This is a genomic window from Lysobacter sp. F6437 (genome assembly GCF_052547215.1).
Window position 1 is genome coordinate 208,636 of the sequence record NZ_JBQWRB010000003.1, and the last position, 23,345, is coordinate 231,980.

At 67.9% G+C, this 23,345-nt stretch carries 27 protein-coding genes and 1 tRNA gene; 13 read left to right on the forward strand and 15 right to left on the reverse strand.

Annotated elements, in window-relative coordinates:
* Positions 1-11 precede the first annotated feature (11 nt).
* The 6 genes from ccoP to ACT9F5_RS11195 form a co-directional block, all read right to left on the reverse strand.
* Positions 12-959 (reverse strand): cytochrome-c oxidase, cbb3-type subunit III, encoded by a 948-nt coding sequence (gene ccoP / locus ACT9F5_RS11170; RefSeq protein ID WP_445120023.1) that lies wholly within the window; start codon positions 957-959, stop codon positions 12-14.
* Positions 956-1,114 (reverse strand): CcoQ/FixQ family Cbb3-type cytochrome c oxidase assembly chaperone, encoded by a 159-nt coding sequence (locus ACT9F5_RS11175; RefSeq protein WP_445120024.1) that lies wholly within the window; start codon positions 1,112-1,114, stop codon positions 956-958. Before ACT9F5_RS11175 ends, ccoP begins: the two co-directional genes overlap by 4 nt.
* A gap of 3 nt (positions 1,115-1,117) precedes the next feature.
* Complete coding sequence (gene ccoO, locus ACT9F5_RS11180) at positions 1,118-1,795, reverse strand: cytochrome-c oxidase, cbb3-type subunit II (protein ID WP_445120025.1); 678 nt, start codon at positions 1,793-1,795, stop codon at positions 1,118-1,120.
* A gap of 10 nt (positions 1,796-1,805) precedes the next feature.
* A complete protein-coding gene (ccoN, locus tag ACT9F5_RS11185; RefSeq protein ID WP_445120026.1) occupies positions 1,806-3,311 on the reverse strand; it encodes a cytochrome-c oxidase, cbb3-type subunit I in 1,506 nt (501 codons plus the stop codon).
* Positions 3,312-3,422: 111 nt separating this feature from the next.
* Positions 3,423-3,629: a twin transmembrane helix small protein gene (locus ACT9F5_RS11190; RefSeq protein ID WP_445120027.1), complete on the reverse strand. Its 207-nt coding sequence runs from the start codon at positions 3,627-3,629 to the stop codon at positions 3,423-3,425.
* Positions 3,626-3,985 carry a hypothetical protein gene (locus ACT9F5_RS11195; RefSeq protein ID WP_445120028.1) on the reverse strand — a complete coding sequence of 120 codons (360 nt, stop codon included), beginning with the start codon at positions 3,983-3,985 and terminating at the stop codon, positions 3,626-3,628. Before ACT9F5_RS11195 ends, ACT9F5_RS11190 begins: the two co-directional genes overlap by 4 nt.
* A gap of 119 nt (positions 3,986-4,104) precedes the next feature.
* On the opposite strand from ACT9F5_RS11195, the gene ACT9F5_RS11200 reads away from it, so the two are divergent.
* The 3 genes from ACT9F5_RS11200 (at position 4,105) to fabB (ending at position 7,428) form a co-directional block, all read left to right on the forward strand.
* Complete coding sequence (locus ACT9F5_RS11200) at positions 4,105-5,520, forward strand: aminotransferase class I/II-fold pyridoxal phosphate-dependent enzyme (protein WP_445120029.1); 1,416 nt, start codon at positions 4,105-4,107, stop codon at positions 5,518-5,520.
* Positions 5,521-5,659: 139 nt separating this feature from the next.
* Positions 5,660-6,175: a 3-hydroxyacyl-[acyl-carrier-protein] dehydratase FabA gene (gene fabA, locus ACT9F5_RS11205; RefSeq protein ID WP_445120030.1), complete on the forward strand. Its 516-nt coding sequence runs from the start codon at positions 5,660-5,662 to the stop codon at positions 6,173-6,175.
* Positions 6,176-6,177: 2 nt separating this feature from the next.
* On the forward strand, positions 6,178-7,428 hold the full coding sequence (fabB, locus tag ACT9F5_RS11210) for a beta-ketoacyl-ACP synthase I (RefSeq protein WP_445120031.1): 1,251 nt from the start codon (positions 6,178-6,180) through the stop codon (positions 7,426-7,428).
* Between the two features lie 303 nt (positions 7,429-7,731).
* Here fabB and ACT9F5_RS11215 read toward each other — a convergent pair whose 3' ends face one another.
* From ACT9F5_RS11215 to azu, 6 genes are all read right to left on the reverse strand, one after another.
* Entirely contained in the window at positions 7,732-8,133 is a 402-nt protein-coding gene (locus ACT9F5_RS11215) for a SirB2 family protein (RefSeq protein ID WP_445120032.1), read from the reverse strand.
* Between the two features lie 91 nt (positions 8,134-8,224).
* The gene (locus ACT9F5_RS11220) at positions 8,225-9,481 is read right to left on the reverse strand and encodes an NnrS family protein (RefSeq protein ID WP_445120033.1); all 1,257 of its coding nucleotides are present in this window, start codon (positions 9,479-9,481) and stop codon (positions 8,225-8,227) included.
* A gap of 76 nt (positions 9,482-9,557) precedes the next feature.
* Positions 9,558-11,864, reverse strand: coding sequence for a cbb3-type cytochrome c oxidase subunit I (locus ACT9F5_RS11225; protein ID WP_445120034.1), 2,307 nt, complete (start codon positions 11,862-11,864; stop codon positions 9,558-9,560).
* A gap of 168 nt (positions 11,865-12,032) precedes the next feature.
* Positions 12,033-12,785, reverse strand: coding sequence for a cyclic nucleotide-binding domain-containing protein (locus ACT9F5_RS11230; protein ID WP_445120035.1), 753 nt, complete (start codon positions 12,783-12,785; stop codon positions 12,033-12,035).
* A 19-nt stretch (positions 12,786-12,804) separates the two neighbouring features.
* The gene (gene hemN, locus ACT9F5_RS11235) at positions 12,805-14,217 is read right to left on the reverse strand and encodes an oxygen-independent coproporphyrinogen III oxidase (protein WP_445120036.1); all 1,413 of its coding nucleotides are present in this window, start codon (positions 14,215-14,217) and stop codon (positions 12,805-12,807) included.
* A gap of 153 nt (positions 14,218-14,370) precedes the next feature.
* Positions 14,371-14,841: an azurin gene (azu, locus tag ACT9F5_RS11240; protein ID WP_445120037.1), complete on the reverse strand. Its 471-nt coding sequence runs from the start codon at positions 14,839-14,841 to the stop codon at positions 14,371-14,373.
* Between the two features lie 142 nt (positions 14,842-14,983).
* Here azu and fdxA point away from each other — a divergent pair, with 142 nt between their 5' ends.
* Together fdxA and ACT9F5_RS11250 are read left to right on the forward strand one after the other, a co-directional pair.
* A complete protein-coding gene (fdxA, locus tag ACT9F5_RS11245; RefSeq protein ID WP_445120038.1) occupies positions 14,984-15,337 on the forward strand; it encodes a ferredoxin FdxA in 354 nt (117 codons plus the stop codon).
* A gap of 10 nt (positions 15,338-15,347) precedes the next feature.
* Complete coding sequence (locus ACT9F5_RS11250; RefSeq protein ID WP_445120039.1) at positions 15,348-15,584, forward strand: hypothetical protein; 237 nt, start codon at positions 15,348-15,350, stop codon at positions 15,582-15,584.
* A gap of 14 nt (positions 15,585-15,598) precedes the next feature.
* On the opposite strand, the gene ACT9F5_RS11255 is transcribed toward ACT9F5_RS11250, so the two are convergent.
* Both ACT9F5_RS11255 and ACT9F5_RS11260 read right to left on the reverse strand, forming a co-directional pair.
* Positions 15,599-17,410: a diguanylate cyclase domain-containing protein gene (locus ACT9F5_RS11255; protein WP_445120040.1), complete on the reverse strand. Its 1,812-nt coding sequence runs from the start codon at positions 17,408-17,410 to the stop codon at positions 15,599-15,601.
* Positions 17,411-17,544: 134 nt separating this feature from the next.
* Positions 17,545-17,621, reverse strand: a tRNA-Met gene (locus tag ACT9F5_RS11260).
* Positions 17,622-17,776: 155 nt separating this feature from the next.
* Here ACT9F5_RS11260 and ACT9F5_RS11265 point away from each other — a divergent pair.
* From ACT9F5_RS11265 to bfr, 3 genes are all read left to right on the forward strand, one after another.
* A complete protein-coding gene (locus ACT9F5_RS11265) occupies positions 17,777-18,370 on the forward strand; it encodes an RNA pyrophosphohydrolase (RefSeq protein ID WP_445120041.1) in 594 nt (197 codons plus the stop codon).
* A gap of 79 nt (positions 18,371-18,449) precedes the next feature.
* On the forward strand, positions 18,450-18,665 hold the full coding sequence (locus ACT9F5_RS11270) for a (2Fe-2S)-binding protein (RefSeq protein ID WP_445120113.1): 216 nt from the start codon (positions 18,450-18,452) through the stop codon (positions 18,663-18,665).
* A 134-nt stretch (positions 18,666-18,799) separates the two neighbouring features.
* Positions 18,800-19,270, forward strand: coding sequence for a bacterioferritin (gene bfr, locus ACT9F5_RS11275; protein WP_445120042.1), 471 nt, complete (start codon positions 18,800-18,802; stop codon positions 19,268-19,270).
* 11 nt (positions 19,271-19,281) lie between these two features.
* Here the strand turns inward: bfr and ACT9F5_RS11280 are convergent, their stop codons facing one another.
* Positions 19,282-19,869, reverse strand: a complete 588-nt coding sequence (locus ACT9F5_RS11280) for a DUF4126 family protein (protein ID WP_445120043.1) — start codon at positions 19,867-19,869, stop codon at positions 19,282-19,284.
* 67 nt (positions 19,870-19,936) lie between these two features.
* Here ACT9F5_RS11280 and ACT9F5_RS11285 point away from each other — a divergent pair, with 67 nt between their 5' ends.
* From ACT9F5_RS11285 to nudC, 5 genes are all read left to right on the forward strand, one after another.
* Entirely contained in the window at positions 19,937-20,668 is a 732-nt protein-coding gene (locus ACT9F5_RS11285) for a DUF6776 family protein (RefSeq protein WP_445120044.1), read from the forward strand.
* Entirely contained in the window at positions 20,668-21,135 is a 468-nt protein-coding gene (locus ACT9F5_RS11290) for a polymer-forming cytoskeletal protein (protein WP_445120045.1), read from the forward strand. The genes ACT9F5_RS11285 and ACT9F5_RS11290 overlap by 1 nt, the downstream gene beginning before the upstream one ends.
* 54 nt (positions 21,136-21,189) lie before the next feature.
* Complete coding sequence (locus ACT9F5_RS11295; protein ID WP_445120046.1) at positions 21,190-21,927, forward strand: DUF6776 family protein; 738 nt, start codon at positions 21,190-21,192, stop codon at positions 21,925-21,927.
* Between the two features lie 27 nt (positions 21,928-21,954).
* Positions 21,955-22,344 carry an iron-sulfur cluster insertion protein ErpA gene (gene erpA / locus ACT9F5_RS11300; RefSeq protein WP_445120047.1) on the forward strand — a complete coding sequence of 130 codons (390 nt, stop codon included), beginning with the start codon at positions 21,955-21,957 and terminating at the stop codon, positions 22,342-22,344.
* Positions 22,345-22,417: 73 nt separating this feature from the next.
* The gene (gene nudC / locus ACT9F5_RS11305) at positions 22,418-23,329 is read left to right on the forward strand and encodes an NAD(+) diphosphatase (RefSeq protein WP_445120114.1); all 912 of its coding nucleotides are present in this window, start codon (positions 22,418-22,420) and stop codon (positions 23,327-23,329) included.
* Positions 23,330-23,345: the final 16 nt, after the last annotated feature.

Below are 23,345 nucleotides of genomic sequence, written 5' to 3' on the forward strand. Positions count from 1 at the left end.
CGCGTACGCGCTCACTGCGCCGTTCCCGCCGCGTTGTCGGCCGCCGCGCCTGCCCTGTGCGACAGCGACCAGACATAGGCCGCGACCAGCCGCGAGCGGGTCTCGCCGAGCAGCTCGCCATGCGCCGGCATTGTTCCGTGGCGGCCATTGGCGATGGTCTCGCGCAGGGAGGCGGTGCTGTTGCCGTACATCCAGTAGTCGTCGGTCAGGTCCGGCGCGCCCAGCTCGATGTTGCCCTTGCCCTCGACCCCGTGGCAGGCCACGCAGACGCCGTCGTAGAGCTTCTTGCCGCGAACGGCCCGGGCATTGTTGTACATCGACTGGTCCGGTGTGCCGAGCACCTGCACGTACGCGATCACGTGGTCGACCGCATTGGCGCCACCCATGCCGTTGAGTACCTTGCCCCATTCGGGCATGACGCCATCGCGGCCGTCGAGCACGGTCTGCAGGATGCGCTCGGGCTCGCCGCCCCAGTGCCAGATGTCGTCGGTCAGGTCCGGGTAGCCGATCGCGCCCTGGGCCGAGGAGCCGTGGCAGGTGGCGCAGGTGTTGGCGAAGATCGAGCGGCCCAGTTCGACCGCAGTCGGGTCGGTCGCGAGTCGGTCGATCGGCTGACCGTCGTAGGGCCGGAAGGTCTCGGCCAGGGTTGCGTCCCACGCCGCCTTGTCCAGCGAGTGCTCGCGTGACGAGCTCCAGTCGCTCATGCCGGCGTAGCTGCCCCAGCCGCCGAACCAGAACAGGTAGCCGATGCCGAACGCGATCGAGATATAGAAGCCGTTGATCCACCAGCGCGGCATCGGCTTGTTGTACTCGGTGATGTCCTCGTCCCAGTAATGGCTGGTCTCCTCGGGCTTGGGATCGCCCGGGCGACGCTTGGAGGTCCACCACAGCAGCCAGGCCACGCCGAGGATGTTGAGCACCGTCAGCGCGATCACGAACCACGACCAGAACGGAGTCATGGCCGGGCCTCCCGGGTCGCGGGTTCGCTTGCGTCATCCTCCAGCGCCAGCCGCGCGGTGGCATCGAACGACGCCTTGTGCCGCGGCTGCCAGGCCCAGGCCCAGATCGCCACGAACAACAGCAGCAGGCCGAGTGTGATCAGTCCCGACAACATTGCTCAGCCCTCCCCGGATTCATTGCCGGCTACGCCCGCGGGCGCGTCCGCCACCTCGCTGGCCGCCGCCGCGCCACGTGGCGCGTGCCGGCCCAGACCCTGCAGGTACGCCACGACCGCATCGAGCTCGGTCTTGCCGCGCACGTCGCTCGCGGCCTGCTGGATCTGTTCATCGGTGTAGGGGTCGCCGAGGCGTTGCAGCGCCTGCATGCTCACCGTGACCTGCGCGGCGTCCACTGCGTTCTTCCCGAGCCACGGGAACGCCGGCATGTTCGACTCGGGTACCACCGCGCGCGGGTCGATCAGATGCACCCGGTGCCAGTCGTCGGAATAGCGGCCGCCGACGCGCGCCAGGTCCGGCCCGGTGCGCTTGGAGCCCCACTGGAACGGCCGGTCGTAGACCGACTCGCCGGCCAGCGAATAGTGGCCGTAGCGCTCGGTCTCGAAGCGCAGCGTGCGGACCATCTGCGAGTGGCAGTTGTAGCAACCCTCGCGGATATAGACGTCGCGCCCGGCCAGTTGCAGCGCGGGGTAGGGCTCGACCCCCGGCAGCGGCTCGATCGCCTCGGCCTGGTACATCAGTGGCACGATCTCGGCCAGTCCGCCCAGCGATACCGCCACCGCCGTCAGCACTGCCAGCAGGCCGACGTTCTTCTCGATCTTCTCGTGTCCAAGTCCCATGTCCGCGTCCTCAGCCCTTCGCTTCTGCCGTGTGTGGCGGCAGCACCGGGTGTAATGCCGGCACGGTCGCCATCTGCCGCGTGCGCCACAGGTTCCACGCCATCAGGCACATGCCGCCGACGATCAGCAGTCCGCCCGCCAGGCGGCCCAGGTAGTAGGGATACGTCGCCACCAGCGACTCGACGAAGCTGTAGGTCAGCGTGCCGTCGGCATTGGTCGCACGCCACATCAGGCCTTGGGTGATGCCGGCGATCCACATCGAGACGATGTAGAACACCACGCCGAGCGTGTGCATCCAGAAGTGCGTGTCGATCCACTTGATCGAATACATCTTCTCGACCCCGACCAGCCGCGGGTACAACGAGTACACCGAGCCGACCGAGATCATCGCCACCCAGCCCAGGGTGCCGGCATGGACGTGGCCGATGGTCCAGTCGGTGTAATGGCTCAGCGAGTTGACCGTCTTGATCGACAGCAGCGGGCCTTCGAAGGTGGCGATCATGTAGAAGCTGATCGCCACGATCAGGAACTTTAGGATCGGGTCGGTGCGCAGCTTGTGCCAGACGCCCGACAGCGTGAGGATGCCGTTCATCGCACCGCCCCACGACGGCACCAGCAGGATCACCGAGAACACCATGCCGACCGACTGCGCCCAGTCCGGCAGCGCGGTGTAGTGCAGGTGGTGCGGGCCGGCCCACATGTAGATCGAGATCAGTGCCCAGAAGTGCACGATCGACAGCCGGTAGGAGTAGATCGGCCGCTGCGCCTGCTTCGGCACGAAGTAGTACATCATGGCCAGGTAGCCGACGGTCAGCAGGAACGCGACTGCGTTGTGGCCGTACCACCACTGCGCCATCGCATCGACCGCGCCGCTGTAGACCGGGTACGACTTCCACAGCCCGGCCGGGATCGCCAGGTTGTTGACGATGTGCAGCAGCCCGACCGCGATCACGTAGGCGCCGTAGAACCAGTTCGCCACGTAGATGTGCTTGACCCGGCGCTTGGCAATCGTGCCGAAGAACAGCCAGCCGTAGGCGATCCAGACGATCGCGATGAGGATGTCGAGCGGCCATTCCAGCTCGGCGTATTCCTTGCCCTGGGTGATGCCCAGCGGCAGCGTGACCAGCGCGCCGACCATCGCCGCCTGCCAGCCCCAGAACACGAAGCTGGCGAGCTTGTCGCTGATCAGCCGCACGTGGCAGGTGCGCTGGACCACGTACAGCGAGGTGGCGAACAGCACCGAGCCGCCAAAGGCAAAGATCACGCCGTTGGTGTGCAGCGGCCGCAGCCGGCCGTAGCCAAGCCAGGCGATGCCTTCGCCGAGCGCCGGCCAGTACAGCTGGGCGGCGATGAACACGCCGACCGCCATGCCGACGATGCCCCAGAACATGGTCGCGACCACGAACTGGTGCACCACCTTGTCGTTGTAGAAGCCGCGTGCGGAATCCGGCACGTGGTCACGCACGGTGGCCGATGCAGGGGCACCGGCCGCCGGGGCGGGGTCGATCGCAGTCATGGCAGGCCTTGGTTTAGCTGTCGCGGTTATTTTCGCGGCCGCGGTGGGCGAGCCGCTTGATCCAGATCAATCCACCCCGGCACGTTACACCGGGGGTGTGTCAGGCGCCGTTCACGCGCCGACGCCGTGCGGGTCGATCACGCCGGTGTAGATCCCGGCCGCGACCATCCCGATCAGCGCGATCGACAACACGATCCGCCGGGTCAGCGCGTTGACCGTGCGCTTGCTCTTGCCGGTGTCGACCAGCATGTAATACAGGCCGGCGCCGAGGTTGTAGATGATCAGGCCGAGGAAGGCCAGGATGAAAAGCGTCTTCATGGGGCGTAGCCCTCGGTGGAAGCCTGCGGGGAGTGGGCGCCCACCGCCGTGCGCCCGCGCAGCCAGCGCCAGCGCAGCAGCATCGCCGCGGCCATGGCGGCCAGGAACACGCCATAGGACAACGAGGTCGCCAGGATCTGTCCCCACATGTGGCCGTGCTGCGGGTCGGCGGTGTCCATGCTCCAGTACATGCTCCAGGCCGACAGCGCGGTCGCCAGCACCAGGCTGGCGCTGTCGAACGCCTTGCGCGCGAAGGTCCGTGGCTGGCGCGGGAACAGCCAGAACAGCACGGCCAGGATCGCGTACCAGGGCAGGAACAGGATCAGGGCAAGGTTGAGTTCGACCAGCGGGTTCATCGGCGCGCGCGCGATCCTTATGGGACGGGTGACAGGATAGGTGGACCGGATCAGCAGGCGTAGACTCAGGTAACCGTGAAAAAAACCATATCAGTTGGGTCTGTTCAGGCCCGTTGGCCATGAAGCGCTACGAAGCCCTCGCCGAGGACGTCGCCGACTCCATCCGTCGCGGCGTGCTCAAGCCGGGCGACCGGCTGCCCTCGGTGCGCCAGGCCAGCGCCTCGCGCGGGGTCAGCCCGTCGACGGTGTTCCAGGCCTATTACCTGCTCGAGGCGCGCGGGCTGGCCGAGTCGCGGCCGCGCTCGGGGTACTACGTGACCCGCGCCGCCGCGGCCCAGCCGCCGGAACCGGAACTGGCGTCGCGCCCGGATGGCGAGTCGCGCAGCGTCGATATCAGCGACCTGGTGTTCGAGGTCATGCAGGCGTCGATGGCGCGCGAGGTGGTGCCGTTCGGCTCGGCGTTCCCGAGCCCGCTGCTGTTCCCGCTGGACCGGCTCGGCCGCGCGCTGGCCACCACCGCGCCGCACATCGACCCGTGGAGCACGGTCGACGACCTGACCCCGGGCAATGCCGAGCTGCGCCGGCAGATCGCGCTGCGCTACCTGCTCGGCGGCATGCCGGTCGACGCCGACGGCATCGTCGTCACCAACGGCGCGCTGGAGGCCCTGAACCTGTGCATCGGCGCGGTGACCGGGCCGGGCGACGCGGTGCTGGTCGAATCGCCGTGCTTCTACGCCACCCTGCAGATCCTCGAGCGCCGCAAGCTGCGCGCGATCGAGGTGCCGACCCACCCGCGCGAAGGGATCGATCTGGATGCAGTGGAAGCGGCAATCACGCGACACGCGCCGAAGGCGTGCTGGGTGATGACCAATTTCCAGAATCCGCTCGGCGCCAGCATGCCGGCGACGCGCAAGCGCGAACTGGTCGAGCTGCTGGCGCGCCATGACATCCCGCTGATCGAGGACGACGTCTACGCCGAGCTGTACTTCGGTGGCGAACGGCCGGTGCCGGCCAAGGCCTTCGATCGCGACGGGCTGGTGATGCACTGCTCGTCGTTCTCCAAGTGCCTGGCGCCGGGGCACCGGATCGGCTGGGTCGCGGGCGGACGTTTCGCCGCGCGCATCGCCCGGCACAAGCTGACGACGACGCTCAACACCAACGTGCCGTCGCAACTGGCGATCGCCCACTATCTGCAACGCGGCGGCTTCGACCGCCACCTGCGGCGGTTGCGCAAGGCCCTGGCCGCGCAGCAGGCGGAGCACTTGGCGGCGGTCGGCCGGTATTTCCCGCGCGGCACCCGGGTCACCCGGCCCGGCGGCGGCTACTTCCTGTGGTTGGAACTGCCGGCCGGCACCGACGCGCTGGCGATCCAACGCGAGGGCGCGGCCCAGGGGATCAGCATCGCGCCGGGGCCGATGTTTTCCGCCAGCCGCGGCTTCGGCCACTGCCTGCGGCTCAACTGTGGCCACCCGCTGGATGCACGGGCGGAGACGGCGCTGGCGACGCTCGGTCGCCTGGCAGGCGCCACGCCATGAATCCCGACGCCGTTGCCGGTCTTTCCGGGCGCCCATCCGTAGGCGTACGGTTCAACGCGTTGACGCGCATCCACGCAAGCTTCGCGGCAAACCGGCAGAATCGGGTTTTGCGAACTGCGGATTGCCTGTGCCTGACCAGATGAATCGACCCTCTTCCTTCGACCGTGACCAGTTGCTGGCCTGCGCCCGCGGCGAGATGTTCGGCCCCGGCAATGCACGCCTGCCGGCGCCACCGATGCTGATGTTCGACCGCATCACCGAGATATCCACCGAAGGCGGCAAGTACGGCAAGGGCCTGGTCCGCGCCGAACTCGATATCCGCCCCGACCTGTGGTTCTTCGAGTGCCACTTCGAGGGTGATCCCGTGATGCCCGGTTGCCTCGGCGTGGATGCGATGTGGCAGCTGTGCGGGTTCTACCTGCCGTGGCTGGGTGCGCCGGGCCGCGGTCGCGCGCTCGGCGTCGGCCAGGTGAAATTCGCGGGACAGGTACTGCCGGATGCGAAAATCGTCAGCTACGAGCTGGACATCCGCCGGGTCATGCGCGGCAAGCTCGAACTGGTGATCGCCGACGGTCGCACGCTGGTGGACGGTCGCGAGATCTACACGGCCTCCGACCTTAGAGTGGGTCTGTTCTCCTCGACGGAAGGATTCTGAGCATGGCCGCCATCAATACTGCAGGTACCGGTTCGCGCCGTGTAGTCGTGACCGGCATGGGCCTGGTGTCGTGCATCGGCAACGCGGCGGCGAGCGTCACCGATTCGCTGCGCGCGCTGAAGTCGGGCATCCGTTTCATCCCCGAGTACGCCGAGATGGGCTTGCGCAGCCATGTCGCCGGCGCGCCGCAGATCGACCTGGTCGAGCAGATCGACCGCAAGCTCAAGCGTTTCATGGGTGACGCCGCGGCCTATGCGTATGTGTCGATGCGCGACGCGATCGCGCAGGCGGGCCTGAGCGACGAGCAGGTCCGCAGTGAGCGCAGCGGCCTGATCGCCGGTTCCGGCGGCGGTTCGCCGGAATGGCAGATCGCCACCGGCGACCTGATGCGCGAGAAAGGCGTGCGCAAGGTCGGCCCGTACATGGTCCCGCGCACGATGGGTTCGACGGTGTCGGCGGCGCTGTCGACCGCGTTCGGCATCCGCGGCCTGAGCTATTCGATCTCCGCCGCCTGTGCGACCTCGGCGCACTGCATCGGCGCGGCCGCCGACTTGATCCGCCACGGCGTCAAGGACGTGATGTTCGCCGGCGGCGGCGAGGAACTGCACTGGGGCATGACCTCGCAGTTCGACGCGATGGGCGCGCTGTCGACCAAGCACAACGACACCCCGGAGTCGGCCTCGCGCCCGTACGACCTCGACCGCGACGGCTTCGTCATCGCCGGTGGCGGCGGCATGCTGGCGCTGGAGGAATACGAGCACGCCAAGGCGCGCGGCGCCGACATCATCGCCGAGCTGGTCGGTTACGGCGTGACCTCCGATGGCGTCGACATGGTCGCGCCGTCCGGCGAAGGCGCGGTGCGCTGCATGAAGATGGCGATGGCCGGGCTGGACGGGCAGGGCGTCGGCGCGATCGACTACCTCAATACCCACGGCACTTCGACCCCGGTCGGTGACGTGGTCGAGCTGGGCGCGGTGCGCGAGGTGTTCGGCGACAACGTCCCGCCGCTGTCGTCGACCAAGGCCTTGACCGGCCACTCGCTCGGCGCGGCCAGCGTGCACGAGGCGATCTACTGCCTTCTGATGATGCGTGGTGGCTTCATGTCCGGCTCGGCCAACATCGAGAACCTCGACCCCAAGGCCGAAGGCTTTCCGGTCCTGCGCGAGAGCCGCGAGGCGAAGTTGAAGACGGTGATGTCGAACAGCTTCGGCTTCGGCGGGACCAACGGCACGCTGGTGTTTGCCGGGGTTTGATGTCGCATTGCGGAATGCGCTTCGGGTGCATCCGCGCCGCGTGACCCGGGTGGCAGGGTAGTGCTGCACCCCTCGGTCAGGGCCGCTCCGCGGGCCTGACCGGCGTAGCACGCCGGGCGTTCCCGCAGACGCGCGGCGGTGCCGCGCAAGCCGCCTGCGCTCACCCTGCCCTGACTCGGGGCCGTCGGCCATCCATGGCCGACTTTCCGCACTACCTCATCACCCGGGCCCCGCCCCCGTTTTCGTCGCTCCTACCAAAAAGCCGCAGTACCGCTCATAGGACGCGGGTCCGCGGATACGGCATCAGCCGACCAGGCCATACAGGAACCCCAGCGGATGGTGCGCGCGCGCGATGCTGTAGACCATGCCGAAGGTCGCCAGCGCGGCGACATAGCAGACCGCTTTCGCAGCCCCGGTGCGCGCGCGTTTGATCGCGAACACGCCAAGCACGATGTAGGCCACCAGCAACACGAGTTTCGCCGTCAACCAGCCGTTGGAAAACATTTCGCCGGGCAGGATGGTCAACAGCATCAGCGCCGCGGTCAGCAGGGACGTGTCGACCGCGTAGCTGGTCCAGCGCACCACCAGCCAGTGCGGCCAGCGCATGTTGGCCAGCACGCCGGCGCCGCGCAGGGCGAAGATCGCGCCGCTGCCGAGGGCGAGGAAGATGTGGACCATCTTGATCTGCGGGTAGAACTCGATCATGGGTTCGCTTGCCTCGATGCCTGTTCTCGTTGTGCCGCTATTTGCTGTCGCGATCCATCACGCGGCGGCGCGCTGCTTTCGATCGCGGCAGTCATCCGGGTTTGTCGTCCGCGCGCGGCGCCAGGTAGATCCGCCCGATCCGCACCACCCACGGCGCGAACGCGACCAGCCAGCCGATCGCCGCGACCGCCTGCCATGCCATCGAATCGGGCAACACTTCGGCCCCGACCCGGATCTCCGCGACGATCTGGATCGCGATGAACGCGAACCACGCCGCCGCCGGCATCACCAGCGGCCGGCCCGAATGGCCCTGGGTCACGCGGGTGACCATCGCCACCAGCACGCTGCCGAAGAAGCCGACGAACAGCGCGTGCGCCGGGCCGCGGCCGAGCCAGTACACGCCGGTCAGATCAAAGGCGATGCTCTGGCCGAGGTACAACGCGAACGCCAGCGGCAGCCACGCCATGCCGATGAACAGCACCGACAGGATTCCCGGCTTGTCGCCGCGCGGCCACCAGCGCCATAGCATCAGGCCGGTCAGCGCCAGCAGCGGCGCATCGACCAGCCACAGCCAGCCGTAGGCGTGGAACAGTTCGAGCAGCAGGTGACCGAGCGCGAGCGGCCAGAACGCCGCCAACAGCCACAGCGGTTTCCACTGCTGGTAACCGGGCACCACCCGGCTGGCGAAGAACGGGAACATCCGGTGCGCAACCGTCAGGTACACCGGCAACAGCAGCCCAAAGCTGCCGATCTTGATGCTCGCGAACACCCACAGCGGCGAGGCGCCGAGCACGAACGCGGCCCAGCACAGCAGCCCGGCCAGGCCCAGCACCAGCGCGGCAAAGCACGAGCGCGCGTGCCAGTTGCGGCTCTGGTCGCGCCAGACCAGCGAGCCGAGGATCAGCAGTCCTGCCAGCCACCCGGCGAGGGTCAGCAACAGACCGACAACGATGCCGGCGTCCCAGCCAATCGCGCCGAGCAGCGTCGCCAGTTGGCCGCCGAACAGGCCCGCGCCGACCGGCAGGTAGCGCCAGCGGTCGACGTCGGGTTGCCCCATCCATTTCGGGAACGTGGTCAGCAGGAAACCGAAGAAGAAGCTCGGCAGCATCTGGTACTGCATGACGAACGCATGCAGCCAGCCGGCGTACGCATCCGGTTGCGGCATCACCAGCGCCGGCCAGCGCGTCGACGCCAGCCAGGCCGCCCACCATGCCATCGCCAGCAGCAGGTTGGTCGAGCCGATGAAGAACATCAGCCGGTGCGGCGCGGCGGCCAGCAGGTGGGGTGAGCTGCGCGGAGTTTGGATGTCCATGGCGGTCAGTGTGTCGGCGAAGGGGTGGCGCGGCATTGATCCAGGTCATCCGCCCGCGGCGAAAAAAAGGGGCGGCCGAAGCCGCCCCCTGATTGCATCGAACGCGACGCGATCAAGCTTCCTCGCCGAGTTCCTGCTCGCGTGCCAGTCGCTCCTGCAACCGCGACGGCTCGTTGACAGGGCGTGGGCCCAGCCACAGCGACATCACGAACAGCGCCACCAGGAACGCACCCACCGCGAGGATGGTGTCGCCCGGCACCCGCAGCCACACCAGCACGTCGATGATCGCGCGGTTCATGAACTCCGCCGAGCGGGCGTACCAGTAGCCGTGGGTCAGGTTGGCTTCCAGCTGCAACACGCCCATCGGCAGCAGGGTGAGCACCGTCATCAGCGCCAGGCCGATGTTGAAGCTCCAGAACGCGCCACTGAGCAGGCCGTTGATCCAGCGACGCTCCGGCCGCATGCCGCGCAGGCAGTACAGCATGAGGCCGATGCCGAGCATGCCGTAGACGCCGAACAGCGCGGTGTGGCCGTGGGCCGCGGTCAGGTTGGTGCCCTGCATGTAGTACAGCGCCATCGGGGTGTTGATCAGGAAGCCGAGCAGGCCAGCGCCGACCAGGTTCCAGAAGCTCACCGCGATGAAGAACAGGATCGGCCACTTGTAGCGCTGCATCCACGGCGTGGCGCGGCCGTTCTTCCAGGTGTCGTAGGCCTCCAGCCCGATCAGCGCGAGCGGCACCACTTCAAGCGCGGAGATGCTCGCACCCAACGCGATGATGCCGGTCGTGACACCCGCGAAGTACAGGTGGTGGAACATGCCCAGCACGCCGCCGGCCATGAACACGATGGTCGCGAACAGCACGTTGATGGTTGCCGACTTGCCGCGCACCAGCCCCAGCTTGACGAAGATGAAGCTGATCACCGCGACCGCGAATACCTCGAAGAAGCCTTCCACCCACAGGTGCACGATCCAGAAGCGCCAGTAGGTGATGATCGAGATGTGGGTGTCCTCGCGCCACATCAGGCCGGCCGCGTACAGCAGCGCGATGGCCACGGTGGACAGGAAGAACAGCCCGGAGATCGAGGTGGTCTCGGTTTTCGCGCGCAGCGCCGGCCACAGTGCCCGGCCCATCAGTACCAGCCACAGCAACAGGCCGATGAACAGGAAGATCTGCCAGAAGCGGCCGATGTCGGTGTATTCCCAGCCCTGGTGGCCGAACCAGAAGTTGTGCTCCAGCCCGAGCTTCTGCATCACCGCGAACCACTGCCCGGCGAATGCGCCGACCACGATCACGATCAGGCAGACGAACAGGAAGTTGACGCCGAGGCGCTGGAACTTCGGCTCGTGCCCCGACATCGCCGGGGCGAGATAAAGGCCGGTGGCGAGCCAGGCGGTCGCGATCCACAGGATCGCCAACTGGGTGTGCCACGTGCGCGTGAGCGCGTACGGCAGGAAGTCCGCCAGCGCCAGGCCGTAGGCCTCCTGGCCTTCGACCTGGTAGTGCGCGGTGGTCGCGCCCAGCAGGATCTGGGTCAGGAACAGCGCCATCACCAGCCAGAAGTATTTTCCGACCGCGCGCATCGACGGCGTCACCACGATGCTCAGCGACGGGTCCTTCAGCGGCGGCTCGACCTTCGGCTCCTTCGAGTGCCAGACCGCGTAGTGCCATGCCAGCAGGGCGATGCCGGCGATCATGAACAGGATCGAGAACATCGACCACATGAAGCTGCTGGCGCTGGGCTTGTTGCCCACCAGCGGTTCGTGCGGGAAGTTGTGGGTGTACGACAGCCCGGTGTCGTCATCCAACCGTTCGGTGACCGTGGCCCACGATGCCCAGAAGAAGAACGCGGTCATCTGCCGGCGATGCTCCATGTCCGGCACCGGGTTCTCGCGCAGGGCGTAGGCCTCGCGCAGTTCGGTGGTGGCCGGGTCGTTGGAGAACACGCTCATGTAGTGCGCGGCCACCTGCGAGATCGCCTGCGCGCGCTCGTCGGAGACGGTGATCGTGCCGGTCTGCGGGTCGTAGGTGTTGGTGCGCAACAGCGGGCGGATCTGCTGCTCCAGCCGCGCCTGCTCGGGCGCCTCCAGTTCCCCGTAGGCACTGCCGAACTCCGTGCGGGCGCGGGCGTCGAGCATCGCGACCGCCTCGCGGTGCAGCCACTCGGCCGACCAATCGGGGGCGAGCAGGGCGCCGTGGCCCCAGATCGAGCCGTTCTGGTGGCCGCCGATGCTCTGCCAGACCTGCCGGCCGGTATCGATGTCGGCCCGGGTGTACAGCACCTGGCCGCTTTCGCTGACCACCTGCTGCGGGATCGGCGGTGCGGTCTGGTAGATGTCGCGGCCGATCCACAACATGATGCCGAAGCTCACGATCAGCAGGGCGCCGAGCCCAAGCCACAACCGCCTCGTCGTATCCATGGATTTCCATTCTCCGGGTAGGTCCGCGCAGTCTGGGCCGGTGCGCGCGGAGGCGACCTGACGTGGGTCAAGTCCGGGATGGTTCAGGGTTTGTCCCGCTGGCGTTCAGCTTCGGCCCCGGCCACAACCTGGGCAAGCCGCCGTTATCGAAAGGTGAACGCGGGGTTGTTAGACCCGGAGTACCGGCTCGGCGAGCGCTTCCAGGCGTTCGCGACCGATCAGTTCCAGCTCGCGCCGGTCGACCTGCAGCAACCCGTCCTGCTGGAACCGCCGCAGCACCCGGCTGACCGTTTCCGGCGCAAGGCGCAGGTAGTTGGCGATGTCGGTTCGCGCCATCGTCAACTGGAAGCGGCTGGGCGAGAAGCCGCGCGCGGCCAGCCGCCGTGACAGCCCGATCAGGAACGCCGCCATGCGCTGGTCGGCGGTCCAGTCACCGGCCAGCAACGCGGCGCGGCCGATGTCGCGACTGAGCAGGCGGAACAGGTGGCGCTGCAAGCCGGGCAACTGCGCGGCCAGCACCGAAATCTTCGGGAATGAGAACCGGCACAACATCACCGTGTCCAGCGCGACCGCGTTGCACGGGTAACGGTCGCCGTCGATGCCATCGAGCCCGATCACCTCGCCGGGCAGGTGGAAGCCGAGCACGTGCTCGCGGCCGTCGCGGTCGATCACGTAGGTCTTGACCGTGCCGGCGCGGACCGCGGCGATCGCCTCGAATGGGTCGCCCTCGCGGAAGATGTGGTCGCCGGCGTGGAACGGCCCGACGTGCTCGACCAGCATGTGCAGGTCGTGCAGGCCACCCTTGTCCATGCCTTCGTCGAGGCAGGCCTGCGAGAACGCGCAGGTCGAGCAGAAATTCAGCCGGTCACCGTCGTCGGCGAGCGTGCGCCCGTCCTGCCGCGGGAACACGGTCGGCTTCATGCCGGCTTCCATGCAACCCTCAGATCGCGCGGGAGAAGCGCGGCGTGGCGGTAACGGCGGAGTGGGCGGGGCCCGGCGTGTGTAGGTAATGGTCGAAGCACATCGCCATGTTACGCAGCAGCAGGCGCCCGCGCGAGGTCGCCACGATCCGGTCCGGCTCGATCCGCGCCAGGCCGTCGTCGACCAGCGGCTGCAGGCGCTCCAGCGCGTCGGCGAAGTAGTCGCGGAAATCGATCAGGTAGCGCCGCTCCAGTGCACCGATCGGGATCTCGCCCTGGCACATCAGGCGCTGGATCAGGTCGGCGCGCAGCTGGTCTTCCTCGCTCAGGCGCATGCCGCGGAATACCGGCAGCCGGCCCTCGTCGAGGGCGATCTGCCAGCTCGGCAGGTCGCGCGGGTTCTGGCTGAAGCTGTCGCCGATGTGGCTGATCGCGCTGACCCCGAGCCCGACCAGGTCGGTGTCGGCATGGGTGGTGTAGCCCATGAAGTTGCGGTGCAGGCCGCCGCGTTGCTGGGCGGTGGCGAGGTCGTCGTCGGGCAGGGCGAAGTGGTCCATGCCGATGTAGACGTAGCCGGCGGCGGTGAGCTTCTCGATTGCCAGTTGCAGCAGGCCGAGTTTCTCGCTGGCCGACGGCAGGTCTTCGGCGTTGATCCGGCCCTGCGCCTTGAACAGCTCCGGCAGGTGCGCGTAGCTGTAGACCGCCAGGCGGTCCGGCCGGGCCGCGACCACGGTGTCGAGCGTGCGCGCGAAGCCGATGTGGGACTGCTTCGGCAAGCCGTAGATCAGGTCGACGTTGACCGAGCGCATGCCGTTGTCGCGACAGGCGTCGATGATCGCGACGGTCTCCTCGACCGACTGGATGCGGTTGACCGCCTGCTGCACCGCGGGGTCGAAATCCTGCACGCCGAGGCTGGCGCGGTTGAAGCCGATCGCCGCCAGCTCGGCGACGTCGGCCGGTTTGACGAAGCGCGGGTCGAGTTCGATCGACAGGTCGCGCTTGCGCGAGTCGGAAAAGCGGAAGTGGCTGCGCAGGCTGTCGACCACGTCGGCCAACTGCGCCGGCGACAGGAAGTTGGGCGTGCCGCCGCCGAAGTGCAGCTGGATCACCTCGCGGTCGCGGTCGAACAGCTCCGCCATCATCGCGATCTCGCGGTATAGCCGCACCAGGTAAGTTTCGCCGCGGCCGAGGTCGCGGGTGATGATGCGGTTGCAGCCGCAGTAGAAGCACGGACTCATGCAGAACGGCACGTGCACGTACAGCGACAGCCGGCGCGGGATCGGGTCGCCGTTGCTGGCGGTCGCCGCCTCGCGCAGCTGTGGCTCGCCAAACGCGCCGCTGAACTGCGGCGCGGTCGGGTAGGACGTGTAGCGCGGGCCGGGCCGGTCGTAGCGGCGCAGCAGCTCGGTATCGAAGGCGGGGGTGGTCGTCATGCGTTACAGGCTAGGTGCGGGCCGGCAGTCCCGCCTTGACTGTCGTCAACCGCGCCGCATTCAGCAAAGGCCGGTGGATAAAGAAAAAGCGGCGGCCGATTCTCCATCGGTCGCCGCCGTTTGCGGGGTGCCGGCAGGCCGGCGCGTGGGCGATCAGCTGCCCAGCTTCAGCGTGCCCTTCATGATCGAGGAATGGCCCGGGAAGGTGCAGACGAAGTTGTACTTCTCGCCGGCCTTGATCTTGGCTACGGGGATCTTGACCGTGGTCGACTCGCCGCCGCCGATGACCTTGCTGGCGGCGACCACGCGGGTGTCGCCGGCCTTGACGTAGTTGGCGGCAACACCGGCCTTCATGCCGTCGGCGTTGATGCCGGCGATGTCGGCGCTCTTGCCGACCACGAAGTTGTGGCCCATCACGGTCTTCGGCAACTGCCCGATGTGCTTGAGGGTGACGGTGAAGTCCTTGCACGACGCCGGCACGACCAGCTCGCTTGTGGTGAACTTCATCGCGTCGGTGCTCTCGACCGTCGCACTGCAGGTGGCGGCACTGGCCGGGCTGGCCATGAACATCGCCGGGAGGGCCACGGCGCCAAGCACGGCAGCGAGGGAAAGCTTGCGGATCATCGGTTTGCTCCAGTGGGGTTGTTCGTTTCGATGGGTGCAGTCTCGCGCGGGATCGGCCCGGCCGAATTGATCCAGATCAGGGCGACGGCACATCGTTGGGCCGAACATTCCGGCCGTACCCGAAGCGCCAGGAGGACGACACATGACCCACGTCGTCACCGAGAACTGCATCAACTGCAAGCACACCGATTGCGTCGAGGTGTGCCCGGTCGACTGCTTCCACGAAGGCCCCAATTTCCTCGTCATCGACCCGGTCGAATGCATCGACTGCACCCTGTGCGTCGACGAGTGCCCGGTTGGCGCGATCTACGCCGAGGGCGACGTGCCGGGCGGGCAGGAACCGTTCATCGCGATCAACGCCGAACTGGCACCGACGTGGCCAGTGATCGACAAGCGGATCCCAGCAATGAAGGACGCGGCCAAATGGGACGGCGTGCCGGACAAGCTCGCGCTGCTGATTCGCCAGGCCGTCTTGCCGGAACCGGAAAACACCTGAGGACCGAACCGTGGAATGCCGACTCACCCCCAACGCCCCGCTGCCGCAGCCGGACCTGATCGAGGGCGCGCTGCTGGATGCCGATCCCGCCGCCGTGTTCGACATCGACCCGGCCGGTGGTCTGCGCATCGCCACCTCGCTCGGCGTCGACGAACTGCGCGCGCTGCTGCACGCGCTCGGTTGCGAGGTGGCGCACGGGCAGGTCGAAGTGCTGCCGTCGATCTGCTGTGGAGGCTGCAGCGGCTAGCGGTACGGTGCGATCTACGCCGAGGACGACGTCCCGGTCGGACGGGAGCCGGCCACCTCATATCGGTTGCGTCCGGCAGCCTTGGCCGCATACAGCGCGGCGTCCGCCTCCGCCATCAGCGTCGCGGCATCGGTCGGTTGCCGCGCATGGGCGATGCCGATGCTGGTGCCGATGGTGAGCGAGGTCGCGCCGACATCGATGGGCTGGCCCATGCAGTCCACCAGCTTGCGCGCGACCGCCTCGGCGGTGTCGGCCGCCGCGTCCTCCAGCAGGATCACGAACTCGTCCCCGCCCAGCCGGGCGACGAGGTCGGTGTCGCGCACGTTGTCGCAAAGCCGCCTCGCGAACGCACGCAGCACGACATCGCCCGCGGCGTGGCCGTTGCGGTCGTTGATCTGCTTGAAGTGGTCGATGTCCAGGTACATCAGCGCGACCGGGGTGCTATTGCGCCGCAGCCGCTTCAGCGCCAGGGCGAGGCGCTCCTCGAACTGGCGGCGGTTGGCGAGGTCGGTCAGGGTGTCGACGCGCGACTGCCGCTCCAGCTCGCGCCGACTTTCCGCCAGCGCATGCTCGGCGGCCATCCGGCGGTTGATGTTGCGGATGGTGATGACCAGCTCGTCCGGGCTGCCGCCGACGGGGGAGGGTATGCAGCGCGATACCGCCTCGATCCAGATGTAATGGCCGTCGAAGTGGCGGATGCGATAGATGTCGGTGCGTGGCTCGCCCGACGCGAAGGCGTCGGCCATGGCCTGCCGCTGCGGCTCGCGGTCGTCGGGGTGCAGCAGTTCCCAGCGCGACCCCAGCAACTGCGCGTTCGACCAGCCGAGCATCTCGGTCGCCGATGGAGAAACGTACAGGCGGACACCGTCGGCGCGGATGCGGGCGATGACGTCATGCGAGTGGTCGGCGAGCATGCGGTAGCGCCGTTCGCTGTCGCCGAGCCGTGAAGCGAGGCGGTCGCGTTCGGCCATCGACAGGCACACCGGCAGGGTCATCAGGCAGCCACCGGCCAGGTAGATCTGTATCAGCGCGATGCGGCCTTCAGCCGCCAGGTCCTGCAGGGGCCCGTAGCCCAAGGTGGTGGCGGTGGCGGCAACCATCGCCAGCGCGATCACCCCGAGCGCCACGCCGACGAAGCGGTGGCGCACCGCCGCGAGCAGCAGCGCGGGGTAGGCCAGGAACTGCACCGGGTATCGGGTGGCGAACACCGCCACGCCCACGGCGACGACCAGGGCCACGTTGGCCGCCAGGCTCCAGCGCCGGCCCGGCGCGACGAACAGGCCCATCCGCTCGTGCTGGGCGACCAGCGTCGTGGTCGCCACGATCACCATGCCCACGACATGCGCCGCATACCATCCGACGAAGGCGCGAACGACGTCCTGGCCATGCATGTAGTGCGCCACCGCCGTCGCCACCAAGCCGGCCAGCGCGCATGCCGCCAGCGTTGCCCCGGTGGCGATCCCGCCCAGGTTCACCCAGTCCTTCGGGTCGCGGATGTTGGGAATGCGGTTGCGGACCACGCCGGCGACCACCAGCACCTCCACCAGGTTGCAGATCGCGATGGCAACGGCGTACGGGGCCTCGTCGCCGGCCAGCATGCGTGCGGGAAGTTCGGCGGCAAACGCCACCGCAACGTAGACGGGCCAGCTCGCGGTGCGCCGGGACAGCAGCCAGCCGGCGATGATGCCGTTGCCGACCCAGATCGCGGCGAGCTCGCCCGGTCCGCGTGCCAGGGTGAGCGAGAGCCACGCGGTCGTCGCGACCAGCATGGCCAACAGCGCCAGGTCGGCCAGGTACGTACGGGCGAACATGAAACGATGGGACATGGCGTCCTCGCGGTTGCCGACCCCGACTCTAACCCACGTGGCGTGGTCCCCCGGTGTGACTCCGTGCGTGTTGCGCGGACAACCATCGGGCACAAAAAAACCCGCGAAATCGCGGGCTTGCCTGTGTTCCCCAATGGTGGCTATGGGTGGACTCGAACCACCGACCCCAGCATTATGAGTGCTGTGCTCTAACCGGCTGAGCTACATAGCCACGGGGAACCGGCAATTTTCCCGGTCCGCGACCGGGCTGTCAACGGGCCGTTCACCCGTCCGCTGCGCCTGCCGGCTGTCCGCCTTGTTGTCCTCGCCCCCACGTGGCAGAGTCGATGGCAGTGACGCAAGTCAAATGAATCAGGAGTCCGCATCGTGATCGATCCGGACGGTTTCAGACCCAACGTCGGCATTGTTCTGATGCACCCCGATGGCCGGCTTTTCTGGGCACGCCGCATCCGGCGTGATGGCTGGCAGTTCCCGCAGGGCGGGATGAATACCGACGAGACCCCGCTCGAGGCGATGTTCCGCGAATTGCGCGAGGAGACCGGCCTGCTGCCCGAGCATGTTGAAGTGCTCGGCGCGACCCCGGGGTGGCTGCGCTATCGCCTGCCGCAGCGCGCGATCCGCCGCAACGACCGGCTGGTCTGCATCGGCCAGAAGCAGGTCTGGTTCCTGCTGCGGCTGACCGGGCAGGAGTCCGACCTACGGCTCGACCTGACCGACAAGCCCGAGTTCGACCACTGGCGCTGGGTCGACTTCTGGTACCCGCTGGAGCACGTGGTGATCTTCAAGCGCGGGGTTTACACCAGCGCACTGCGCCACCTCGCGCCGGTCGCGCAGCGGCTGGTCGGGGCGCAGGCGGTGCCGCTGCCCGGGCCGGAGGTGCGCGGCCATGGCTGGAATCGTCAGCGCCCGCGGACACGGTCGGGGCAGGCGCCGGTGCGGGGCGATGGCGGCAGCCGTTAATCCTGGTGAATTGACAATCATTCTCATTCGTAGTTGAATGCGGCTGCAGCCAATCCGGCTGCCAGCCCCGCCGCCGCGCATGTACGTCTGCATCTGCAACGGAGTCACCGACCACGACATCCGCCATGCCGCGGACGCCGGCTGCAGGACCATGGCCGAGCTGACCATGCGCACCGGTGCCGGCGCCAATTGCGGCAGCTGCGTCGACGTGGCCAGCGAACTGCTGATGCAGGCGCGCGCGGTCCAGGCGCTGCCCCTGCCCATCCTGCGGCACGACCTGGAACACGCGGCCTGAGCCGACCGGTCCGCAGGCGTTCGCCGCGGACCAAAGCCACTGATAACCGACTGCGGATGCACTCGATTCGTGTTTCGTCATGCCTTGCCGGAACACACTAGAGTGGCGCCATTCCCCGCATCCGGAGCATGGCCATGAAAGGCGACGCCAAGGTCATCGAGCTGCTCAACAAGGCGCTCTACAACGAACTCATCGCGATCAACCAGTATTTCCTGCACGCCAAGATGCTGAAGAACTGGGGCCTGAAGGAACTGGCCGACCACGAGTACCACGAGTCGATCGACGAGATGAAGCACGCCGACAGGCTGTCGGAACGCATCCTGTTCCTCGAAGGGCTGCCGAACTTCCAGTCGCTGGGCAAGCTGCGCATCGGCGAGGGCCCGCGGGAGGTGCTGACCTGCGACCTGGCGCTGGAACTTGAAGCGCTGCCGGCGTTGCGCGAGGGCATCGCCCATTGCGAGCAGGTCGGTGACTTCACCAGCCGCCAGCTGTTCGCCGACATCCTCGATTCCGAGGAGGAGCACATCGACTGGATCGAGACCCAGCTCGACCTGATCGAGCGCATCGGCGAGCAGAACTACCTCGCCCGCAAGATCGAGGACTGAACCGGCCGGACTCAGGTCCGGTTGATCGTGGGTCGTGGCGGGCGGCGGAAGATCTTCCGCCACAGCCACCACACCAGCGTCCCGATCGTCAGGCTGATCAACACCACCAGCGCGAGTGCGATCCACGGGTAGTTGAACACCAGCGCCAGGCCGCCGACGGTGGCGACGTCCTCGCCGATCGACGCGGTCCAGTTGCTGACCGGTTCCGGCGAGGTGTTGAGCAGGGCGCGCGAGCCGCTCTTGATCAGATGGCTTGTCAGCGCGACCCCTGCGCCGGCGGCCAGCGTCCCGATGCCGAGGTCGCCGTCGGGCGACATCGTTGCCGCCGCGAGGAACGCGCCCGCAGGCACCCGCAGCAGGGTATGCGCCAGGTCCCAGCCCGAATCGACCCCGGGGATCTTGTCGGCGAAGAATTCGGCGATCGCAAGGACGCCGGAGACGCCGATCACCCACGGCGAGGCCGTCACCTCCAGCGCCTGGGGCAGGTCCAGCCAGCCGAAGAACCCGGCAAGGCCGACCCCGAACACCGTCAGGTAGACCCGGACCCCGGCCAGCCAGGCCAGGACTACGCCAATTGCGAACAGGTGCGCATCCGACATCGGGCATCCCCGCTAGACTTGGGCCGAGTATAGGGGAGTGACGGCGGGTTGCCGCCGTCCGGGGACAATGGCTCGGACAACATCTTCAAGTTATGTGATCGTGCCGCGCGCGCCCGATCGCCGGCCGGCATTCCGGGTGGCGATCCTGTTGGGCTGGGTGCTGTCGCTGGGGCTCGCGTGGATGGCCGCCAGCTGGTACGTCGCGCCGCGGTTGCCCGGCCTCAGTGCATCGCTGGAGACCACCCGGACCCAATTGCAGCAGGCCCAGGCCCAGGTGCGTGCGCTGGGCCAGCGCCAGGCCACGCTGAAGCGTTCCGACCAGATCAGCCGTGCCGCCAACCACCAGGTCCAGCAGGAACTGGCCGAGCGCGACCAGCAGATCGCCGACCTCAAGGCCAACCTCGCGTTCTACGAACGGCTGGCCGGCGCGACCCGCAAGCCCAAGGGCCTGAGCGTGCACTCGGCCGAGTTCGTGCCGGAGGCCGGCGGCACCTGGCACTACGAGTTGATGCTGACCCAGAGCCTCAACCGCGGCGCGGTCAGTACCGGCCAGTTGCGGTTCGTGGTCGAGGGGGTCCGGGACGGCAAGCTCGCCACCGTCGACTGGAACCGCCTGCACCAGCGCGACGACGCGCCCGCGCAGGCCTATTCGTTCCGCTATTTCCAGCAGCTCAGGGGCAGCGTGATGCTGCCCGAGGGCTTTGTCCCGCAACGCGTGCGGGTGTCATTGCGCGGCGAGAACGCGTCGCTCGACCAGGCGGTGGCCTGGGTCCAACCTTCCGGAACCGGGGATACCTGATGTTGAAGAACAAGAGCAGCAAGCTGCCCGAGGGGCAGATCGACACCCTGATCGGTCCGCAAGTGGTGATCCGCGGTGATCTGCAATTCAGCGGCGGCCTGCACATCGAAGGCCGGGTGATCGGCAAGCTGGTCGCCGCCGAGGGCGAGAAAGCGGTGCTGACGCTGGCGGAAAGCGGCAGCATCGAAGGCGAGATCCACTCGCCGGTGGTGGTGATCAATGGCCGGGTCGACGGCGACATCCATTGCAGCGAGCGGCTGGAGCTGGCCTCGCGCGCACGGGTGCAGGGCAACGCGCATTACAAGGTGGTCGAGATGGCCGCCGGTTCGACCCTGACCGGCCGGTTGCTGCATGTGGAGGCGGAGCAGGCCGCGGCGAAGCATGGCGAGGTCGCGCAGTTCCGCGGCCGCGCCGCCGAGCTGCCCGAAACTGAAGGGAGGGTGGACGTCAGCGCCATCACTGGCTGACCCCCGCGTCATCGGCGTTGTAGTCTGGCCACCGCTCCCCGAATGGCAGCATCGATGGCCAGCACGCCCACTCCCTCCACATCACGCAACTGGCGGATCGCTTTGGTCGTGGCGGTCGCGTTGGCGCTCGCGTTCGGTGCCTGGGGTTTGTGGCGGGTGCTGTCGCCGGCCTCGACCGACATCCGCGCAAAGCTGGCCGACAGCGAGTCCGCGCGCGAACAACTGCAGTCCGAGCATGAGCAACTACAACAGCGCGTCGCTACCTTGGGCCGGTCCGACCAGATCAGCCGCGAGGCCAACCGCGAGTTGCAGGGCACCTTGGCCGAGCGCGACGAGGAGATCGCCGGTCTGCGCGCCGACGTCGCCTTCTACGAACGCCTGGTCGGCGCCACCGCCCAGCGCCACGGGCTCAGCGTGCATGCGCTGGCGATGCAGTCGCAGAGCGTGCAGGCGCGCGACGGCTCGGCCTGGCATTTCAAGACGACCTTGACCCAGAACCTCAACCGCGGTGCGGTCAGTACCGGCCAGTTGACCCTGGAGGTCGAGGGGACCAATGGCGGAAAACGGCAGACGCTGGACTGGGACGCGCTGCGGCAGCAGCCGGATTCGGAGGGAGTGGCGTATTCCTTCAAGTATTTCCAGCAGGTCGAGGGCGACGTGTTCCTGCCCGAAGGCTTCAGCCCGGTGCGGGTGACGGTGCATCTGGAGCCGCGCTCGGGTGCGGCAATCGAGCATTCGTTCACCTGGGCCGAGGCGACCGGCGCTACCGCGCCTGCACCCGAGCTTGAATGAGGCACCCGCGCCCCCCATCCTGAGCGGATGAACGACGTGATTACCCCGCTGCCCGGATTGCCCGCCGAACCGGGCTACCAATCGCTTGAACGCCCGCTGCAGTTCACTTCGGCGGCGGCGGCGAAGGTCCGCGAACTGGTCCGCGAGGAAGGCAACGACAAGCTCAAGCTGCGCGTCTACATCCAGGGCGGCGGCTGCTCGGGCTTCCAGTACGGCTTCGAGTTCGACGAGGAGCAGGGCGAGGACGACCTGGCGGTGCAGACCGACGGCGTCACCTTGCTGGTCGACCCGTTGAGCCTGCAGTACCTGATGGGCGCCGAGGTCGACTACACCGAGAGCCTGCACGGCGCGCAATTCGTGATCCGCAATCCCAACGCCAAGACCACCTGCGGTTGCGGGTCGTCCTTCTCGGCGTGAGTACGCGGGCGTGAGCGGCATCGCGCCCTTCGCCTTTGTCGGACCTGACGCTTTCGCCGACGCCGACACGCGGATTCCCGCGGTCGATCCGGCCTGCCACGGCGTGCTCGACCGCGCCGACGCCCTGCGTGGCGAGCCCGAAGCACTCGCGGCACTGTGGCCGAAAGCACGGGTGGTGCTGCTGGATGACGATGGCCAGGCGCTGGTCGATGCCGACGGCGCGCTGTTCGCGCCGACCGGTGCGCAGGTCAGCGAAGGACCCGGCGGCACCGGTGCGGCGATCTTCCTGGGGCGCGATGGGGACGGGTGCGGCTGGTTCGCGCTCGATGCCGCACTGACCGCGTTGCAGGCACCCGGCCGGATTGACCTGCGCAGCGCCGCGGGACAGTGGCCGGCATTCGATGCCGGCGTGTTCGCGCAGGCCCGCGCGTTGCAGCACTGGCGTCGCCGGCATCGCCATTGCGGGGTATGCGGTGGCACCCTCGGATTCTCACGCGGCGGCTGGCTCGGTCGCTGCGATGGCTGCGGGATCGAACACTACCCGCGCACCGACCCGGCAGTCATCGTGGCGGTCACCGATGGCGCGCGGATCCTGCTCGGCCGCCAGCGCGGCTGGGTGGCGCGGCGCTATTCGGTGCTGGCCGGTTTCGTCGAACCAGGCGAAACGCTGGAGCAGACCGTGGCCCGCGAAGTGCTGGAGGAAACCGGCGTGCGCGTGCGTGGCTGCCGTTACCTCGGTTCGCAGCCGTGGCCGTTCCCGGGCCAGTTGATGCTCGGTTTCATCGCGCGTGCCGAGCCCGACGAGCCGCGGGTCGACGATGAACTGGAAGACGCGCGCTGGTTCGATGCCGACGAGATCCGCGCGGCCCGCGCACGTGACGGCGACGAGGATGACGATGGCGTGCGGTTGTCGGCGCCGATCTCGATCTCGCGCTGGCTGATCGAGCAGTGGTTGCGCGAGATCGAAAGCGACGCCTCGCGCTAGAATCGAACCGTGGTCG

Bases quoted from the DNA above. Each gene is read 5' to 3' on its own strand.
- ACT9F5_RS11230 (WP_445120035.1), bottom strand. From the start codon at position 12,785: ATGAAGCCGACCGTGTTCCCGCGGCAGGACGGGCGCACGCTCGCCGAC.
- ccoN (WP_445120026.1), bottom strand. From the start codon at position 3,311: ATGACTGCGATCGACCCCGCCCCGGCGGCCGGTGCCCCTGCATCGGCC.
- ACT9F5_RS11295 (WP_445120046.1), top strand. From the start codon at position 21,190: ATGGCCAGCACGCCCACTCCCTCCACATCACGCAACTGGCGGATCGCT.
- fdxA (WP_445120038.1), top strand. From the start codon at position 14,984: ATGACCCACGTCGTCACCGAGAACTGCATCAACTGCAAGCACACCGAT.
- ACT9F5_RS11285 (WP_445120044.1), top strand. From the start codon at position 19,937: ATGGCTCGGACAACATCTTCAAGTTATGTGATCGTGCCGCGCGCGCCC.
- ccoO (WP_445120025.1), bottom strand. From the start codon at position 1,795: ATGGGACTTGGACACGAGAAGATCGAGAAGAACGTCGGCCTGCTGGCA.
- fabB (WP_445120031.1), top strand. From the start codon at position 6,178: ATGGCCGCCATCAATACTGCAGGTACCGGTTCGCGCCGTGTAGTCGTG.
- ACT9F5_RS11175 (WP_445120024.1), bottom strand. From the start codon at position 1,114: ATGTTGTCGGGACTGATCACACTCGGCCTGCTGCTGTTGTTCGTGGCG.
- ACT9F5_RS11200 (WP_445120029.1), top strand. From the start codon at position 4,105: ATGAAGCGCTACGAAGCCCTCGCCGAGGACGTCGCCGACTCCATCCGT.
- ACT9F5_RS11215 (WP_445120032.1), bottom strand. From the start codon at position 8,133: ATGATCGAGTTCTACCCGCAGATCAAGATGGTCCACATCTTCCTCGCC.
- ACT9F5_RS11220 (WP_445120033.1), bottom strand. From the start codon at position 9,481: ATGCCGCGCCACCCCTTCGCCGACACACTGACCGCCATGGACATCCAA.
- fabA (WP_445120030.1), top strand. From the start codon at position 5,660: ATGAATCGACCCTCTTCCTTCGACCGTGACCAGTTGCTGGCCTGCGCC.
- ACT9F5_RS11280 (WP_445120043.1), bottom strand. From the start codon at position 19,869: ATGTCGGATGCGCACCTGTTCGCAATTGGCGTAGTCCTGGCCTGGCTG.
- ACT9F5_RS11255 (WP_445120040.1), bottom strand. From the start codon at position 17,410: ATGTCCCATCGTTTCATGTTCGCCCGTACGTACCTGGCCGACCTGGCG.
- hemN (WP_445120036.1), bottom strand. From the start codon at position 14,217: ATGACGACCACCCCCGCCTTCGATACCGAGCTGCTGCGCCGCTACGAC.
- ACT9F5_RS11290 (WP_445120045.1), top strand. From the start codon at position 20,668: ATGTTGAAGAACAAGAGCAGCAAGCTGCCCGAGGGGCAGATCGACACC.
- ACT9F5_RS11225 (WP_445120034.1), bottom strand. From the start codon at position 11,864: ATGGATACGACGAGGCGGTTGTGGCTTGGGCTCGGCGCCCTGCTGATC.
- ACT9F5_RS11190 (WP_445120027.1), bottom strand. From the start codon at position 3,629: ATGAAGACGCTTTTCATCCTGGCCTTCCTCGGCCTGATCATCTACAAC.
- ccoP (WP_445120023.1), bottom strand. From the start codon at position 959: ATGACTCCGTTCTGGTCGTGGTTCGTGATCGCGCTGACGGTGCTCAAC.
- ACT9F5_RS11270 (WP_445120113.1), top strand. From the start codon at position 18,450: ATGTACGTCTGCATCTGCAACGGAGTCACCGACCACGACATCCGCCAT.
- bfr (WP_445120042.1), top strand. From the start codon at position 18,800: ATGAAAGGCGACGCCAAGGTCATCGAGCTGCTCAACAAGGCGCTCTAC.
- erpA (WP_445120047.1), top strand. From the start codon at position 21,955: ATGAACGACGTGATTACCCCGCTGCCCGGATTGCCCGCCGAACCGGGC.
- ACT9F5_RS11195 (WP_445120028.1), bottom strand. From the start codon at position 3,985: ATGAACCCGCTGGTCGAACTCAACCTTGCCCTGATCCTGTTCCTGCCC.
- azu (WP_445120037.1), bottom strand. From the start codon at position 14,841: ATGATCCGCAAGCTTTCCCTCGCTGCCGTGCTTGGCGCCGTGGCCCTC.